Source organism: Kitasatospora sp. MBT66, assembly GCF_000710405.2.
Lineage (GTDB): Bacteria > Actinomycetota > Actinomycetes > Streptomycetales > Streptomycetaceae > Kitasatospora > Kitasatospora purpeofusca.
In genome coordinates, this window is sequence record NZ_JAIY01000004.1 from 782,601 (window position 1) to 798,697 (window position 16,097).

Below are 16,097 nucleotides of genomic sequence, written 5' to 3' on the forward strand. Positions count from 1 at the left end.
TCCCCTTGTACGCGTGCTCAGTGGCCGTCGGCGGGGATGGTTCCCAGGCGGCCGGCCTGGAAGTCCTCCATGGCCTGCTGGAGCTCGCGGTGGCTGTTCATGACGAACGGGCCGTAGTGGGCGACGGGCTCCCGGATGGGGAGGCCGCCGAGGAGGACGACCTCGAAGTTGCTGTCGCGGGAGTCCTGCTTGCCGTCGGCGCGCAGGGTGATCGAGCCGCCGTCGCCGAAGACCACGGCCTGGCCCCGGTGGAAGGGGCGGTGCTCGGTGCCGGCCGTGCCGCTGCCGGCCAGGCCGTAGGCGAGGGCGTTGAAGTCGGGGCGCCAGGGCAGGGTGAGCTGGGCGCCGGGGCTGATCGAGGCGTGGATCATGGTGATCGGGGTGTGGGTGCTGCCGGGGCCCTGGTGGCCGTCCAGGTCGCCGGCGATGACGCGGAGCAGGGCGCCGCCGTCCTCGGTGCTGAGGAGCTTGACGCTGCCGCCGCGGATGTCCTGGTACTTGGGGGCGATCATCTTGTCCGCGGCGGGCAGGTTCACCCACAGCTGGAGGCCGTGGAACAGGCCGCCGGAGCGCACCAGCGACTCGGGCGGGGTCTCGATGTGCAGCAGGCCGGAGCCGGCCGTCATCCACTGGGTGTCGCCGTCGGTGATGGTGCCGCCGCCGCCGTGCGAGTCCCGGTGGATGAAGGTCCCGTCGATGATGTAGGTGACCGTCTCGAAGCCGCGGTGCGGGTGCCAGGGGGTCCCCTTGGGCTCGCCGGCCGCGTAGTCCACCTCGCCCATCTGGTCCATCATGATGAACGGGTCGAGGTACTTGGTGTTGATCTTGGCGAAGGCGCGGCGGACCGGGAAGCCCTCGCCCTCGAAGCCCTCGGGAGCGGTGGCCACCGTGAGGACCGGCCGGGCGCTCGTGACGGCGGGGTCCGGGGTGGTGACGCGCGGGAGGGTCAGCGGGTTGTCGACGGTCACGGCGGGCATGTCGGCCTCCTTCGGGGGATGTTCCTCTGGCCTACGTCCACGAGATTAGTTCAATCCTCAACTAGAAGCAAGTTGAATTTTGAACCAAGTGAGTACGGGTGGCCGGACGACGGGGCCGGGCGGCCCCCGGCCCATCGTCGGTCAGCCGTACATCCGGCGCATCGTGAAGTCGACCATCTGCTCGACCGCCTTGGCGTCGAACACCATCCGGTGCTCGCCCTCCATGTCCAGCGCGAAGCCGTAGCCGGTCGGCAGCAGGTCGAGGACCTCGGCGCCGCTCACGGTGAAGTACTTGGACTCCTTGCCCGCGTACCGCCGCAGCTCCTTGAGCGAGCTGAACATCGGGATCACCGGCGTCGGCGTGTTGTGCAGCGCCAGGAAGCCCGGCCGGTCACCGCGCGGGCAGTGCACCTTGGAAGTGATGAAGATGGCCTGGAAGTCCTCCACCGCCATCGAGCCGGTGGTGAAGGCCCGGACGGCGTCCGCCAGGGACGGCGGCGAGGGCTCCGGGTAGAGGGACTGCTGCGCCCCCGGTGGCTGCTCGCCGTACGGGCCGGGGCCGGGGCCGGGCATGCCGTTCATGCCCGGCTGCGGCCCCGCCTGCTGGTAGGGGTCGCCCGGGTATGCGTTCTGGTCATAGCCGTACACACGGACAGGCTATCGGGAGCGCGGCCACCCGTGCGGGCGTCGATCCTGACAAGGAGTGGCCGTCCCGGCTTGTGGGACGTGACCACGTTCATAGCGGAATCCACGAGGGATTCACCGGCTGGGGCTTGAAACAAGTTACCGCTGGGTAGCATCATGAGGCCTACTGGTGGGTACGGGGCGCCCGAACGCGGCGGTCTCCCGGAAGCGACGAACCGGAGAAAACGGCCATGGGTCACTACAAGTCCAACCTGCGGGACGTGGAGTTCAACCTCTTCGAGGTGTTCGGCCGCGAGCAGGTGTACGGCACCGGACCGTTCGCGGACATGGACGTCGAGACCGCGAAGAACATCCTGAGCGAGATCGCGCGCCTGGCCGAGAACGACCTCGCCGCGTCCTTCATCGACACCGACCGCAACCCGCCGGTGTTCGACCCCGAGACCAACACCGCGCCCGTCCCGGCCGCGTTCAGGAAGAGCTACCAGGCGTACATGGACGCCGAGTGGTGGCGCCTGGGCATCCCGGAGTCGATCGGCGGCCAGGTCACCCCGAGCTCGCTGATCTGGGCCTTCGCGGAGCAGATCCTCGGCTCCAACCCGGCCGTCTGGATGTACTCCTCCGGCCCGGCCTTCGCCGGCGTCGTCGCCGAGGAGGGCACCGAGGAGCAGCTCAAGGTCGCCCAGCGGATGACCGACCGCCTGTGGGGCTCCACCATGGTCCTGACCGAGCCGGACGCCGGCTCGGACGTGGGCGCCGGCCGCACCAAGGCGATCAAGCAGGAGGACGGCTCCTGGCACATCGAGGGTGTGAAGCGCTTCATCACCTCGGGCGAGCACGACATGTCCGAGAACATCATCCACCTGGTGCTGGCCCGCCCCGAGGGCGGCAAGCCGGGCACCAAGGGCCTGGGCCTGTTCATCGTCCCCAAGTTCGACTTCGACTGGGAGACCGGCGAGCTGGGCGAGCGCAACGGCGCCTACGCCACCAACGTCGAGCACAAGATGGGCCTCAAGGCCTCGAACACCTGCGAGATGACCTTCGGCGCCAAGCACCCGGCCAAGGGCTGGCTGCTGGGCGAGAAGGTCGACGGCATCCGCCAGATGTTCAAGATCATCGAGTTCGCCCGGATGATGGTCGGCACGAAGGCCATCGCCACCCTCTCCACCGGCTACCTGAACGCGCTGGAGTACGCCAAGGAGCGCGTGCAGGGCGCCGACATCTCGCAGTTCCTGGACAAGACCGCCCCGCGCGTCACCATCACCCACCACCCGGACGTCCGCCGCTCGCTGCTGACCCAGAAGGCGTACGCCGAGGGCATGCGCGCCCTGGTGCTCTACACCGCGTCCGTCCAGGACGACATGATGGCCGCCAAGCTGCGCGGCGAGCACGACGCCGCCGCCGAACGCCTCAACGACCTGCTCCTGCCGATCGTCAAGGGCTACGGCTCGGAGAAGTCCTACGAGCAGCTCGCCCAGTCCCTGCAGACCTTCGGTGGCTCCGGCTACCTGCAGGAGTACCCGATCGAGCAGTACATCCGGGACGCCAAGATCGACACCCTCTACGAGGGCACCACGGCCATCCAGGGCCAGGACTTCTTCTTCCGCAAGATCGTCAAGGACGGCGGCCAGGCGCTCACCGCACTGTCCGAGCAGATCCAGAAGTTCCTCGGCTCCGCCGAGGGCGGCGACGCCCTGGCCGCCGAGCGCGAGCTGCTCGCCAAGGCCGCCGGCGACCTGGAGGCCGTCGTCGGCAAGCTGCTCGCCGACCTCTCCTCGGTCGAGCAGGACGTCAAGAACATGTACAAGGTGGGCCTCAACACCACCCGCCTGCTGATGATCTCCGGCGACGTCGTGGTCGGCTGGCTGCTGCTGCGCCAGGCCGCGGTGGCCCTGGCCAAGCTGGAGTCCGGCGCCTCCGAGAAGGACGTGCCGTTCTACCAGGGCAAGGTCGCGGCCGCCCGCTTCTTCGCCAAGAACATCCTGCCGACGGTCGCCTCGCAGCGCCTGATCGCCGAGGGCATCGACAACGAGATCATGGACCTGGCGGAGGGGGCGTTCTGACGCCGCCCGCACCGACTGCCTGACCCACCCTCGCACCGAAGGGCCCGGTCCTCGACCGGGCCCTTCGGTGTACCCGCGACCGGGTCCTCCGGCGGTCCCGGGGGTGGTCCGGCAGGGCGCTCCGAGGGGCCCGGCCGGCGCCCGAGAAGGGCCCGGCGGGCCGTCAGATCCCGTCAGTTCACGTTTCTGTCTGCGTTCTGCATCCGTTGGGATGCTCCGAGTGTCATGTCCGTGTACGGGCATATGCTCAAGGTGCGAAGCCGATTCCCATTCGGCCTCGGCCCTCCCTCGACCCAGGAGCAGCATGTCGACCGCCGCCCGCCAGGCCTTCTTCGACCGGACGCACACCGATGACCTGATCGCCTTCCTCGGCACCTCGCCATCGCCCTACCACGCGGTCGCGAGCGCCGCCGAGCGGCTGGAGAAAGCCGGTTTCCGGCAGGTACTGGAAACGGACGCCTGGGACGGTGTGGCCGGCGGCCGGTACGTCGTCCGTGGCGGCGCGCTGATCGCCTGGTACGTGCCGGCCGGCGCGGGCCCGGAGACACCGTTCCGCGTGGTGGGCACCCATACCGACTCGCCCAACCTGAGGGTCAAGCCGATCCCCGACACCGGGACGGCCGGCTGGCGGCAGGTCGCGGTGGAGATCTACGGCGGTGTCCCGCTCAACACCTGGCTCGACCGGGACCTCGGCCTCTCCGGGCGGATCACCCTGCGCGACGGCAGCCGGCGGCTGGTCCAGCTGGACGAGCCGCTGCTGCGCGTGCCGCAGCTGGCGATCCACCTGGACCGCCAGGTCAACGAGGGCATGAAGCTCGACAAGCAGCGCCACCTGACGCCCATCTGGGGCCTCGGGCCGGTCGACGAGGGCGCGCTGATCGAGTACGTCGCCGAGCGCGCCGGGGTCGACCCGGCCGAGGTGAGCGGCTGGGACCTCATGACCCACGACGTCCAGCCCGCCTCGTACCTGGGCCGGGACCGCGAGCTGCTGGCCGGTCCGCGCCTGGACAACCTGCTCTCCGTGCACGCCGCCACCGCCGCGCTCGCCGCCGTGGCCACCGCGGCCGAGACCGAGGGCGCGGCCCTGCCGTACATCCCGGTGCTGGCCGCCTTCGACCACGAGGAGACCGGCAGCGAGTCGGACACCGGCGCGCAGAGCCCGCTGCTCGGCAACGTCCTGGAGCGCAGCGTGTACGCGCGCGGCGGCGGCCTGGAGGACCGGGCCCGGGCGCTGGCCGGCACCGTCTGCCTGTCCTCCGACATGGGCCACGCCGTCCACCCGAACTACAGCGAGCGGCACGAGCCGGGCCACCACCCGATGCCGAACGGCGGTCCGATCCTCAAGGTCAACGTCAACAACCGGTACGCCACCGACGGCGTCGGCCGGGCGGTGTTCACCGCGGCCTGCGAGAAGGCCGGCGTGCCGTGGCAGACCTTCGTCTCCAACAACGCCATGCCCTGCGGGACGACGATCGGCCCGATCACCGCGGCCCGCCTCGGCATCCAGACCGTGGACTGCGGCATCGCCGCGCTGTCCATGCACTCGGCGCGCGAGCTGTGCGGCGCGGAGGACCCGTACCTGCTGGCGAGCGCGATCAAGGCGTTCCTGGAGGGCTGAGTCCCTCCCCCGGCACACGGAAGGGCCCGGCGAGCACGTGGCGGTTTCTAGGGGTCCTCGCAACACCTGATGGCCTATGCGGCTGTCAGTAGATCACGCAGGCGCTCGGCTGGGGTCTTCCAGCCGAGCGTTTTGCGTGGCCGGCGGTTGAGTTGCTGGGCGACGTGTTCGAGGTCTTCGGGACTGTGCACGGACAGGTCGGTGCTCTTGGGGAAGTACTGCCGCAGCAGACCGTTCGTGTTCTCGTTCGATCCGCGCTGCCAGGGCGAGTGCGGATCGCAGAAGTAGACCGGCACTCCCGTGGCGACGGTGAACTGCTTGTGCGCGGCCATCTCGCAGCCCTGGTCCCAAGTCAGCGAGCCGCGCAGGTGCTCGGGCAGGCTCTGGATCAAGGGCACCAGCACGTCGCGGACCTCCGCTGCGGTGTGCCCGCCGGGCAGGTGCCCGAGCATGACGTAGCGGGTGGAGCGCTCGACCAGGGTCACGATCGCGCTCTCACTGCGGGGGCCGACGATCAAGTCCCCCTCCCAATGGCCGGGCACCGCCCGGTCCTCGACCTCGGCGGGCCGCTCGGAGATCATCACCATCTCGTCGACGAACCGGCGGGTGCGCTGCTCGGGGCTGCGGTGCGGCTTGCGGCGAGTGCGCCCGGTGCGCAGTGCGAGCGCGACCTCGCGTCGCAGCCCGCCGCGGGCCTGGACGTAGACCGCCTGGTAGATCGTCTCCGGACTCACCCGCATGCTCTCGTCGTCGGGGAACTCGCTGACCAGAGCGTGACAGATCTGCTCGGGCGACCACCGCTCCCGCAGCCCGTCCGCGACGAACTCGCGCAGTGCGCCCGGCCGGGCGAGCTTGGACTCCTTGGGGCGTGATCGGCTTGCCGCCCATGCCCGCTGGGCCCGGTGCGGCCGGTAGACGCCGTCGACCGCACGGGTGTCGATCTCGCGCTTGACGGTGGAGGCCGGCCGGCCCAGGGCCCGCCCGATTGCCCGCAGCGACCGGCCCTCGCGGCGCATGTCGGCTATCAGCTCCCGTTCGGTCACCGTCAGGAACCGTGGGTGCAGCCTGGCCTCGACCGCCGCTGTCGAGGGCGCCGGCGTGCGGGGAACGGTGCTGGTCATGCCCGTTGTGTAGTCGATCTTGTGTCCATCGGGGTGGAGGCGCGCGTTGCCGCTCTTGCGGATCCCGTGGTCCCAGTCCTGGGCGGTGCGCTTGTGGACCCCGACCCGCGCGGCGGCGTCCTGCCGTCGCACCCCGGCCGCGCGAAGCCGCTCGTACTCCGCCCGGCCCGAGTGCCTGTTCCTTCCCGGCTTCCCACGGCCACGGACACCGGCCTTGCGTGCCCACCCGGCCGCCGTGTGACGGTTCGCCCCGACCGCCCGGGCCGCCCCCGTGACACTGCCGTCCTCCCGGTCCAGCGCTTCGAAGAACCTCGCCTTCAAGTCCTCAAAATCCACGATCCCCGCAACTCCCTGGGGTCAGGGTGTTGCGGGGATCGCTAGAACCCGCCCGTGCTCGCCGGGCCCTTCCGCGTCCGCGCGGGTCGTGGCGCGGGCCCTAGGTGTGCGTCACTCCATGCCCGCCAGCACCAGCGGCAGCCGGCGCGCGCCGTCGGCGGTGAGCCGTACCGGCACGCCCCAGTCCTGCTGGTGGACGTGGCAGGCCGGGTACTCGATCGCGGGATCGTCGTCGCAGGAGGCGGCCATCGCCGAGACGTGCAGCACGCCCTCGGTCACCTCGGCGGAGAGCACCAGCTCACGGGAGAGCGCGGAGTCCGCGCCCGCCCCGGAGACCAGCAGCTCGGGCGGGGTGGCGCTGACCAGCAGCCGGGTGGACGGGCCGTAGCGCTCGTCCAGCTTCTGGCCGGTCGGCGCCCGGAACACCACGTCCAGCTGGAGGACGCCGGGCGCCACCTCGGTCGCGGCCCGCCGGGTGCGGTGCGCCACCGCCTCCACCCGGACCGCCTCCTCGGGCAGCCGCAGCCTGGTCAGCCGGTGCCGGGCGGACTCGACCACCACGATGTCCTGGTCCACCAGCACCCCGCCGGAGGGCTCGCGCAGATCGGTGGCCAGCGTGCTGACCTCGCCGCTCGCCGGGTCGTAGCGGCGCAGCGCGTGGTTGTAGGTGTCGCTGACGGCCACCGAGCCGTCCGGCAGCACGGTGACGCCCAGCGGGTGCTGGAGCAGCGCCTGCTCGGCCGCGCCGTCCCGGTGCCCGAAGTCGAACAGGCCGGTGCCGACGGCGCTGTGCACCTCCTTGGTTTCACGTGAAACCCAGCGCAGCGAGGAGGTCTCGGAGTCCGCGACCCAGAGCCGCTCGCCGTCCGCCGACACCGCCAGGCCGGAGGGCTGGGCGAACCAGGCCTCGGCGGCGGGGCCGTCGACCAGGCCCTCGTTGGTGGTGCCGGCCGCGACGCCGACCGTGCCGGCGGCCGGGTCGTACGCCCACAGCTGGTGCACGCCGGCCATCGCGATCCAGACCCGGCCGTCGAACCAGGCGACGTCCCACGGCGAGGAGAGGTCGACCTCGCGGGCCGCGCCCTCGGTCGCCGAGCCCTGCCACCACTGCCGGCCGGTGCCGGCCAGGGTGGTCACCTCGCCGTCGGCGAGCCGGACGCCGCGCAGCGCGTGGTTGACGGTGTCGGCGACGATCACGTCGTACGCGGAGCCGGCCGGGAGCAGCGCGAGCCCCTGCGGCTCGCTGAACCGTGGGGCGGTGCCGTCCACCAGGCCGCGCACACCGTCGCCGATCCGGCGGACCACGGTCTCGCCGTCCGCCTCCAGCTCGACCAGCGAGTGGTGCCCGGAGTCGGCCACCAGGAAGTTGCCGTTCGGCAGCCGGAGCGCCTTGCCCGGGAACTTGAGGTCCCCGGCGGTCGGCTCGGGCGCCACGTACGGGCCGTCGCCGCGCCGCAGCGTCCCCTTCGCCGCGTGCTCCGTCTCCAGCTCCTCGACCAGCCGGGCGATCGCGTGCGCGTGTCCCTCGCCGGCGTGCTGGGCGACCACGTACCCCTCGGGGTCGATCACCACCAGCGTCGGCCAGGCCCGCACCGCGTACTGCTTCCAGGTGACCAGCTCCGGGTCGTCCAGCACCGGGTGGTGCACCTCGTACCGCTCGACCGCGTCCACCACGGCCTGGTGGTCGGCCTCGTGCACGAACTTGGGGGAGTGCACGCCGACGATCACCACGGTGTCGCGGTGCTTCTCCTCCAGCTCCCGCAACTCGTCGAGGACGTGCAGACAGTTGATGCAGCAGAAGGTCCAGAAGTCCAGGACGGTGATCTTGCCCCGGAAGTCGGCGAGCGTGAGCTCCTTGCCACCGGTGTTGAGCCAACCGCCTGCCCCGACCAGCTCGGGGGCGCGTACACGTGCACGGGATGCCATGAGCCAATCAAACAGCACCGCCGCCGTCCGCATTCCGGTGCGTCCGAGGATTCAGACGATGAGGTGCGGGAGGAAGCGGGCGCCCTGGTGGGTGATCGGGCTGTCGTCGGTCTCGCGGATGCCGAGGCCGGCGGCCTCGCCGTCGACGACCCAGGTGCCGAGCACCGGGCGGTTGCCGTCGAAGTCGGGCAGCGGGTGCAGCTGCTGGTAGCAGTGGCCCTCGGCGCCGTAGCGGTCCGGGTCGCCGGCCCAGTCGGCGAGCCGGGTCTCCCGGCCGCCCGGTTCGACGATCCGCACGCCCGCGCCCTCCCGGCCGAGCAGCGGCTTGGCGGCGTAGCCGGGGCCGTCCGGGTCCGCGAGCTCGCGGGGGCCGTCCAGGTAGGCGGGCAGCAGGTTGGGGTGCCCCGGGTACAGCTCCCAGAGGACGGCCAGCAGCGCCTTGTTGGAGAGCAGCATCTTCCAGGCCGGCTCGATCCACAGCGTGGAGCCGGTGGAGCCGCCGAGGTCGACGACGTCCAGCAGCTGCTCGCCGAACTCGTCGGAGACCAGCCACTCCCACGGGTAGAGCTTGAACGCGGAGCGGACGAAGCGGTGCTCCAGGTCGACGAAGCGGCCGGACAGGCCGTCCCAGCCGATGTCCTCGATGGCGATGCCGACCGTTTCGAGGCCCGCCTGCTCGGCGCACTCCTGGAGGTAGAGGGTGGTCATCCAGTCCTCGCCCTCGGTGTCGCCGCGCGAGTGCGCGAAGTGCACCGGACCGGACGGCAGCAGGTGCTTCTGCCGGGCCCAGGCGGCCACCAGCCGCTCGTGCAGCGAGTTCCACTGGTCGGCGTGCGGGAACCGCTCCTCCATCCAGAACCACTGCGGGCCGGCCGCCTCGATCAGCGAGGTCGGGGTGTCGGCGTTGTACTCGAACAGCTTCGCCGGGCCGGTGCCGTCGTACGCGAGGTCGAACCGCCCGTAGAGGGAGGGCTGCTCGTCGCGGCGGTGCCAGGACTCGGTGACGGCGGCGGCGAGCCGGGGGTCGGTGATGCCGTACTCGGCGAACCGGCCGGTGCGCACCACGTGGGCGGCGGCGGCCAGCGACATCGTGTGCAGCTCCTCGACCACCTCCTCCAGCGCCTCCACCTCGGGCAGCGAGAACTCGTAGTACGCGGACTCGTCCCAGTAGGCGTGCGGGCCGCCCTGGTTGCAGGGGTCCGAGCACATCGCGTAGATCAGGCCCTGGCCCTCGACGGTGGTCAGCCAGTCCGGGCGGGGGTCGACGGTACGGCGGCGCACGGCGGATCAGCCCCCGCCGGAGCCGCTGGAGCCGGCCGGGCAGCCGAAGCCGCCGCGCTTGGTGGCGGCCTTGTCGAAGGTGCCGCCGACGGCATTGGTGGCACCGGAACCGCAGTAGTACCAGCGGCCGGCGGTGGCTCCGGCGGCCTTGCCGCCGGAGCAGGAGTGGCTGTCGAGGACCTTGAGGGTGGTCGGGTCGACGCAGCGGCTCGGCGGGTTGCCGCCGGAGGAGGACGAGCAGCCGGAGAGCGCGAGCGCGAGGGTGCCGACCATGCCCAGGGCGACGAAGCCGGAGCGGCGGCGGGTGCCGGGGCCGGCCGGGGTGCCGGGCCCGGCGGAGCCTGCGGTGTCCGGTCTCGGGGCGGGGCTGTCGGGCGGCTGCGTCATGGCGACCGATGGTACGCGTGGGCCGCGACGGTACGGGAGGGACCCCGGTTCCCCGGCCCGGTCCGGCCCCGATGCGTTATCTTTTGCCGATCCTTGACCGCGGGACCGGCCCCCACGCGGGCGGCCCGGTCCACGAGGAGCGACCTGAGACACGGACCCGGGGGGCTGGACAACCCATGAACGACATCCTGCACGGACTCGGCGCGGCGGCGGCCTTCGGCGGCGTCGGCGTCGTCCTGCTGCTGCTCGGCATCCTGCTGGTGGACGCCCTCACGCCGGGGCGGCTGGGCCACCAGATCTGGGTGGAGCGCAACCGCAACGCCGCCGTGCTGCTCAGCTCGGCGCTGCTGGGCATCGGCGGCATCGTCTTCACCGCGATCCTCTACACCTACGAGGACTTCGGGAAGGGCCTGGTCTCCACGGGCTGCTTCGGGGTGCTCGGCCTGGTGCTGATGGCCGTCGCGTTCTGGGTGGTGGACGTGCTGACGCCGGGCAAGCTGGGCGCGATCCTGGTCGACCCGGAGCCGCACCCGGCAGTCTGGGTGACCGCCAGCTGCAACCTCGCGGTGGCGGCGATCGTGTCGGCCTCGATCGCCTGAGCTTCCGCGGGGGCGGACGGGTCCGCAGCGCCTTCCGCGGCGCCTTCCGCGGAGCTGGATGCCTCCGCGGCGCCGTCCAGCACGTACTCCCGGCCCCAGGCGCCCAGCGGGGCCAGCGCCTCGTTGAGCCGCCGCCCGGCCGCCGTGAGGGAGTACTCGACCCGCGGCGGCACCTCGTCGTAGGAGACGCGGTGCACGATGCCGTCCGCCTCCAGCTCGCGCAGATGGGCGGCGAGCACCTTCTCGGTGATCCCGGGGACGTGCCGGCGCAGCTCGCCGAAGCGCAGGCTCGGCCGCTCGCCCAGGGCCCAGAGGATCAGCACCTTCCACTTGCCGCCGATCACGTCCATCGCGGCATCGATCCCGCACACGTACGCGCCGGGCCTCGGTCTGGTCGCCACGTCCTGCCCCCGCCCCTCCGCCGACCTGCTCGCTCACCTCAGGGTAACCACCCACTCCCAAGTGCGTACTTGAGCACCTCCGGGGTGTGCGACGAGCCTGGTCGGCATGACGACGAACGACACCGCAACCCGTCCCGGATCCACCCCTTCCGCAACCACTGCTCCCGCCCCGCTCACCCTGCTCGGCCTCGGCGCGATGGGCGCCGCGCTGGCCGACGCCTGGCTGTCCGCCGGGCACCCGCTCACGATCTGGAACCGCACCGCCGCCCGCGCCGAACCATTCGCCGCGAAGGGCGCCATCACCGCCGCCACCCCGGCCGCGGCGGTCGCCGCCAACCGGCTGGTGGTGGTCTGCTTGCTGGACGACGAGTCGGTCGGGGAGGCCCTGGCCGGCGTCGACCTGACCGGCAAGGACATCGTCGACCTGGTGACCGGCACCCCCGGCACGGCCCGCGCCCGGGCCGCCTGGGCGGCCGACCGCGGTGCCCGCTACCTGGACGGCGGCATCATGGCCGTCCCGCCGATGATCGGCGTCCCGCAGGCCGGTCCGTACGTGTTCTACAGCGGCTCGCGGGAGCTGTTCGAGGAGCACCGGGAGGTTCTCGCCGTCCCGGCCGGCACCCGCTATGTCGGCGAGGACGCCGGCTTCGCCGCGCTGCACGACGTGGCCCTGCTGAGCGCGATGTACGGGATGTTCGCGGGAGTCGCGCACGCCTTCGCGCTGGTACGGGAGGAGTCGGTCGACCCGGTCGCGTTCGCGCCGCTGCTCTCCTCCTGGCTCACCGCGATGACCGGCTCGGTCGCCACCACGGCGCGGCAGCTGGCGGCGGGGGACTACACCGAAGGGGTCGTCTCCGATCTGGCCATGCAGGTCGCGGGCGTGCCGACCTTCCTGCGCACCGCCGAGGAGCAGGGCGTGAGCGCCGAACTACTCACGCCCTATTTCGACCTGATGAAGCGCCGCCTGGCGGCCGACGCCCGCCACGGCGCCGAGGACCTCACCGGAGTGGTCGACCTGCTGCGCGGGTGACCGGGGGCTGGCCCCCGGACGCTCCCTCCGGTGCTCAGTCGGCCGCCCGGCGGTCGGCCTCCGGCCGCCGGCGGAGGGCCGGTTCGGTGAGCGCGCGGGGCTGCCAGACCCCGTCCGGGTGGTAGACGTTGGTGCCGGGCGGGACGATCGCGTCGATCCGGTCCAGGGCCGCGTCGTCGAGGACGAGGTCGGCGCCCTTGAGGGCCGCCTCCAACTGGGGCAGGGTGCGCGGGCCGATGATCACCGAGGTCACCGCCGGGTGCGCGAGCGGGAAGGCCAGGGCGAGTTCGGGCAGGGTGCGGCCGAGGCCCTCGGCGACGGCGGTCAGCTCCTCGACGGCGTCCAGCTTGGCCTGGTTCACCGGCAGCGCCGGGTCGAACCTGGCCGGCATCAGGGCGGCGCGACCGGTGCTTATGTCGATCGGCCGGTTCTTGCGGTAGCGGCCGGTGAGGAAGCCGGAGGCGAGCGGCGACCAGGTCAGCGCGCCCATGCCGAGCCGCCGCACGGTCGGCAGGACGTCCCGCTCGATGCCGCGCGCGAGCAGCGAGTACGGCGGCTGCTCGGTCCGGAATCGCGGCAGACCGCGCCGCTCCGCGACGTGGTGGGCCTCGACGAGCTCCTCGGCGGGGAAGGTCGAGCAGCCGAAGGCGAGGATCTTGCCGGCCCGCACCAGGTCGCCGAGCACGGCGAGGGTCTCCTCGATGTCCGTGCCGGGGTCGGGCCGGTGCACCTGGTAGAGGTCGATCCGGTCGGTGCGCAGCCGCCGCAGGCTCTCCTCGACCTCGCGGACGATCCACCGGCGGGAGTTGCCGCTCCGGTTGCGGCCCTCGCCCATCGGGAAGTGCACCTTGGTGGCGAGCACGACGTCGTCGCGGTCGCCGCGGGCCTCCAGGGCCTTGCCGACGATCTCCTCGGACTCGCCCTTCGAGTACATGTCGGCGGTGTCGACGAAGTTGATGCCGGCGTCGAGCGCGGCGTGCACGATCCGGGCGCAGTCGTCGTGGTCGGGGTTGCCGATGGCGCCGAACATCATGGTGCCGAGGCAGTAGGTACTGACCTCGATGCCGGTGCCGCCGAGGACGCGGTAGCGCATGGTGGTTCCTCCTGGTGCAGCCGTCGCGGGCGCGGGGGGTCCGCGCCGAGGTCCGACGTGCCGAGTCGGCCGTGCCGACCTTAGGAGTTGGAGTGCGCTCGAACGCAAGGGGCACTTCACTCCGCAGGGCGAGGGGTGTTGCTGAAACAGCAACGAAAGTTGCCTCCCGGGCGGTGGTCGGCGCAGCCTGGCGGTGGAGGTGATCGCGATGAGCGACACACACAGCGACGTGCGCGTCCGGGCCGCCGAGGGCGGCTACGACGTGGTGGTGGTCGGCGGTGGCGCCGCCGGGCTGAGCGCGGCCCTGGTCCTGGCCCGGGCCTGCCGCCGGGTGGCCGTGGTGGACGCGGGGCAGCCGCGCAACGCCCCGGCCGCGCACCTGCGGGGCTTCCTCACCCGCGACGGCGTGCCGCCGGGGGAGCTGCTGGCGGCGGGCCGGGCCGAGCTGAGGGGCTACGGAGTGGATCTGCTCGACGGCCTGGTGGACCGGATCGTGCCGGTGCCGAACGCCGGTGGCCCCGCCTTCGACGTCCACCCGGCCGACGGCCGAGCTCTGCGGGCTCGTCGGGTGGTGGTCGCCACCGGTCTGCGCGACGGGCTCCCCGAGCTGCCGGGCCTGGCCGAACGCTGGGGCCGCGACGTGCTGCACTGCCCCTACTGCCACGGCTACGAGGTGCGCGACCGGCCGCTCGGCGTGCTCGGCACCGACCCGGGCTCGGTCGGGCAGGCGCTGCTGCTGCGGCAGTGGTCGGCGGACGTGGTCCTGCTCGCGCACACCCTGGACATCTCCGCGGACGACCGGGCCAGGCTCGGCGCCCGGGGCGTCCGGGTGGTCGGGGGCGAGGTCGCGCGGGTGGCCGTCGTCGACGACCGGCTGAACGGCGTCGAACTGGCGGACGGCTCGGCCGTTCCGTGCGAGGCGCTGTTCCTCGCTCCGCACCTGGTGGCCCGGGACGCCCCGCTGTTCGGCCTGGACTGCGACCGGGACGCGCAGGGCTGGGTCGTCACCGACCGGACGGGCCGCACCGGCGTACCCGGGGTGTGGGCGGTGGGCAACCTCGCCGACCCGCGCGCCCAGGTGATCACCGCCGCCGGGGCGGGGTCCGCGGCCGCCATCGCGCTCAACCACGACCTGGTCGACGAGGACACCGAGCGCGCGCTCGCCGCTGTCACCGCCGACAGCACCAGCAGCACCGCCGCCGTCGCCGCACCGGCGCGGTGACCACCCACCTCGAAGGAACGGAGTACCCGATGACCGGGCACACCCACCAGCACGGCCACCAGCACGGGCACCAGAACACCCAGCAGCACGGCCACGACCACGGTCACCAGCACGACCACGACCACGGCCACGACGGCGACTTCGACTGGGACGCCCTCGCCGTCCACCTGGAGCGCGAGGCCGACCTCCAGTCCCCGGCCGTCACCGAGGCCGCGCACTGGCTGCGCGGACTGCTCGACGGCACCCCCGTCCAGCGGGTGCTCGACGTCGGCAGCGGACCCGGGGTGATCGCCGGACTGCTCGCTGACGCCTTCCCGTCCGCCGAGGTGGTGGCGGTCGACCAGTCGGCCGCCCTGCTGGAGCGGGCCCGGGTCCGTTCGGTCGGTCGCGTCGGCACCCGGCAGGCCGAACTTCCCGAGGACTTCGGCACCCTGGGCAGCGCCGAACTGATCTGGTCCGGCAACGCGATCCACCATCTCGGCGACCAGCAGGCCGCGTTGACCGCCCTGGCCGGGACGCTGCGCCCCGGCGGCCTGCTGGCCGTCGCCGAGCGCGGCCTGCCCGCCCGGTACCTCCCGCGCGACCTCGGCCTCGGCCGTCCCGGTCTCCAGGCCCGGCTGGACGCGGCGCACGAGGAGGTGTTCGCGCAGATGCGCGAGGCCACGCCCGGCGCGGTCGCGGTGGTGGAGGACTGGCCGGCCATGCTGGCCGAGGCCGGACTCGTGCCGAGCGGCACCCGGACCTTCCTGGTCGACCGTCCGGCCCCGCTGGACACCGCGGCCCGCGAGTTCCTGCACGTCCAGCTCTCCCGCCGGCGCGAGCAGTTGGACACCCAGCTGGACGCGGAGGACCGGGCGGTCCTGGACGCCCTGCTGGACCGGGAGGCGCCCACCGGCATCCTGGCCCGGCCGGACGCCTTCTACCTGACCGCGATCACCGTCCACACCGCCCGGGCGGCCGCCGACCGCTAGCGATTCCTCGGCGGGATCTTCGGGCGGTGCCTCACCGGTCGGGCTTGCGGTGCCGTCCGGTGCCCTTCCGCAGCAGCGGCACCGGAGTGTCCGCCTGCGGGAACACCGGTCCCGGTACGGCGTCCGCCCCGGGGCGGACGATCAACGGGTAGGCCTCGGCGTAGTTCTCGGCCACCGCGACCGGCTGCCAGGCGTGGCCGTCCCACTCGACCACGAGGCGCGGCACGTCCTGGAAGAGGTGCGCCGCGCGCCGGGGGCCGGGGGTGAGGGTGATCGCGTCCCTGGTCCCCGGCGCCCGGCGGCGGCGCGCCCGCTCGGCGTACCACTCGGCCAGCGGCTGCTCGGCCGGTGACCCCTCCTCGGCGTCCATCGTCCGCGCCTCCCTCGGGTGTCGGTCGGGGACGGCCAGTCTTGCGGATCCGTCCCCGGC

At 72.6% G+C, this 16,097-nt stretch carries 14 protein-coding genes and 1 pseudogene; 6 read left to right on the forward strand and 9 right to left on the reverse strand.

From position 1 onward, the window contains the following. Positions 1-17 precede the first annotated feature (17 nt). Positions 18-977: a pirin family protein gene (locus BI06_RS10155; RefSeq protein WP_030392288.1), complete on the reverse strand. Its 960-nt coding sequence runs from the start codon at positions 975-977 to the stop codon at positions 18-20. A 141-nt stretch (positions 978-1,118) separates the two neighbouring features. Next, complete coding sequence (locus BI06_RS10160) at positions 1,119-1,625, reverse strand: SseB family protein (protein WP_030392287.1); 507 nt, start codon at positions 1,623-1,625, stop codon at positions 1,119-1,121. 227 nt (positions 1,626-1,852) lie between these two features. Here BI06_RS10160 and BI06_RS10165 point away from each other — a divergent pair, with 227 nt between their 5' ends. Then, positions 1,853-3,682 carry an acyl-CoA dehydrogenase gene (locus BI06_RS10165; protein WP_030392286.1) on the forward strand — a complete coding sequence of 610 codons (1,830 nt, stop codon included), beginning with the start codon at positions 1,853-1,855 and terminating at the stop codon, positions 3,680-3,682. A gap of 304 nt (positions 3,683-3,986) precedes the next feature. Beyond that, on the forward strand, positions 3,987-5,300 hold the full coding sequence (locus BI06_RS10170; RefSeq protein ID WP_030392285.1) for a M18 family aminopeptidase: 1,314 nt from the start codon (positions 3,987-3,989) through the stop codon (positions 5,298-5,300). Between the two features lie 74 nt (positions 5,301-5,374). Here the strand turns inward: BI06_RS10170 and BI06_RS10175 are convergent, their stop codons facing one another. The 4 genes from BI06_RS10175 to BI06_RS10190 form a co-directional block, all read right to left on the reverse strand. Continuing rightward, the gene (locus tag BI06_RS10175; protein WP_107113307.1) at positions 5,375-6,553 is read right to left on the reverse strand and encodes an IS30 family transposase; all 1,179 of its coding nucleotides are present in this window, start codon (positions 6,551-6,553) and stop codon (positions 5,375-5,377) included. 315 nt (positions 6,554-6,868) lie between these two features. Beyond that, a complete protein-coding gene (locus BI06_RS10180) occupies positions 6,869-8,683 on the reverse strand; it encodes an NHL domain-containing thioredoxin family protein (RefSeq protein WP_043467104.1) in 1,815 nt (604 codons plus the stop codon). 51 nt (positions 8,684-8,734) lie between these two features. After that, complete coding sequence (locus tag BI06_RS10185; RefSeq protein ID WP_043467107.1) at positions 8,735-9,964, reverse strand: glutathionylspermidine synthase family protein; 1,230 nt, start codon at positions 9,962-9,964, stop codon at positions 8,735-8,737. A 6-nt stretch (positions 9,965-9,970) separates the two neighbouring features. Beyond that, positions 9,971-10,351 (reverse strand): hypothetical protein, encoded by a 381-nt coding sequence (locus BI06_RS10190; RefSeq protein ID WP_369826081.1) that lies wholly within the window; start codon positions 10,349-10,351, stop codon positions 9,971-9,973. Between the two features lie 176 nt (positions 10,352-10,527). Between BI06_RS10190 and BI06_RS53330 the strand changes: the two genes are divergently transcribed. Next, positions 10,528-10,950 (forward strand): DUF350 domain-containing protein, encoded by a 423-nt coding sequence (locus BI06_RS53330; protein WP_030392281.1) that lies wholly within the window; start codon positions 10,528-10,530, stop codon positions 10,948-10,950. Between the two features lie 140 nt (positions 10,951-11,090). On the opposite strand, the pseudogene BI06_RS53335 reads toward BI06_RS53330, so the two are convergent. Then, positions 11,091-11,300 (reverse strand): annotated as a pseudogene (locus BI06_RS53335) (winged helix-turn-helix transcriptional regulator); the annotation flags it as partial. 157 nt (positions 11,301-11,457) lie between these two features. Between BI06_RS53335 and BI06_RS10205 the strand changes: the two are divergent. Next, complete coding sequence (locus BI06_RS10205; RefSeq protein WP_043467110.1) at positions 11,458-12,381, forward strand: NAD(P)-dependent oxidoreductase; 924 nt, start codon at positions 11,458-11,460, stop codon at positions 12,379-12,381. Between the two features lie 34 nt (positions 12,382-12,415). Here BI06_RS10205 and BI06_RS10210 read toward each other — a convergent pair whose 3' ends face one another. Beyond that, complete coding sequence (locus BI06_RS10210; RefSeq protein WP_043467113.1) at positions 12,416-13,474, reverse strand: aldo/keto reductase; 1,059 nt, start codon at positions 13,472-13,474, stop codon at positions 12,416-12,418. Between the two features lie 208 nt (positions 13,475-13,682). On the opposite strand from BI06_RS10210, the gene BI06_RS10215 reads away from it, so the two are divergent. Both BI06_RS10215 and BI06_RS10220 read left to right on the forward strand, forming a co-directional pair. Further along, complete coding sequence (locus BI06_RS10215) at positions 13,683-14,696, forward strand: NAD(P)/FAD-dependent oxidoreductase (protein WP_043467642.1); 1,014 nt, start codon at positions 13,683-13,685, stop codon at positions 14,694-14,696. A 29-nt stretch (positions 14,697-14,725) separates the two neighbouring features. Continuing rightward, positions 14,726-15,667 (forward strand): trans-aconitate 2-methyltransferase, encoded by a 942-nt coding sequence (locus BI06_RS10220; RefSeq protein ID WP_043467116.1) that lies wholly within the window; start codon positions 14,726-14,728, stop codon positions 15,665-15,667. A gap of 31 nt (positions 15,668-15,698) precedes the next feature. On the opposite strand, the gene BI06_RS10225 is transcribed toward BI06_RS10220, so the two are convergent. After that, positions 15,699-16,037, reverse strand: coding sequence for a DUF6087 family protein (locus BI06_RS10225; RefSeq protein WP_043467118.1), 339 nt, complete (start codon positions 16,035-16,037; stop codon positions 15,699-15,701). Between the last annotated feature and the right edge of the window lie 60 nt (positions 16,038-16,097).

Coding starts and splice junctions, on each gene's coding strand:
- BI06_RS10210 (WP_043467113.1), bottom strand. CDS start 13,474: ATGCGCTACCGCGTCCTCGGCGGCACCGGCATCGAGGTCAGTACCTAC.
- BI06_RS10215 (WP_043467642.1), top strand. CDS start 13,683: ATGAGCGACACACACAGCGACGTGCGCGTCCGGGCCGCCGAGGGCGGC.
- BI06_RS10180 (WP_043467104.1), bottom strand. CDS start 8,683: ATGGCATCCCGTGCACGTGTACGCGCCCCCGAGCTGGTCGGGGCAGGC.
- BI06_RS10220 (WP_043467116.1), top strand. CDS start 14,726: ATGACCGGGCACACCCACCAGCACGGCCACCAGCACGGGCACCAGAAC.
- BI06_RS10225 (WP_043467118.1), bottom strand. CDS start 16,037: ATGGACGCCGAGGAGGGGTCACCGGCCGAGCAGCCGCTGGCCGAGTGG.
- BI06_RS10190 (WP_369826081.1), bottom strand. CDS start 10,351: ATGACGCAGCCGCCCGACAGCCCCGCCCCGAGACCGGACACCGCAGGC.
- BI06_RS10155 (WP_030392288.1), bottom strand. CDS start 977: ATGCCCGCCGTGACCGTCGACAACCCGCTGACCCTCCCGCGCGTCACC.
- BI06_RS53330 (WP_030392281.1), top strand. CDS start 10,528: ATGAACGACATCCTGCACGGACTCGGCGCGGCGGCGGCCTTCGGCGGC.
- BI06_RS10165 (WP_030392286.1), top strand. CDS start 1,853: ATGGGTCACTACAAGTCCAACCTGCGGGACGTGGAGTTCAACCTCTTC.
- BI06_RS10170 (WP_030392285.1), top strand. CDS start 3,987: ATGTCGACCGCCGCCCGCCAGGCCTTCTTCGACCGGACGCACACCGAT.
- BI06_RS10205 (WP_043467110.1), top strand. CDS start 11,458: ATGACGACGAACGACACCGCAACCCGTCCCGGATCCACCCCTTCCGCA.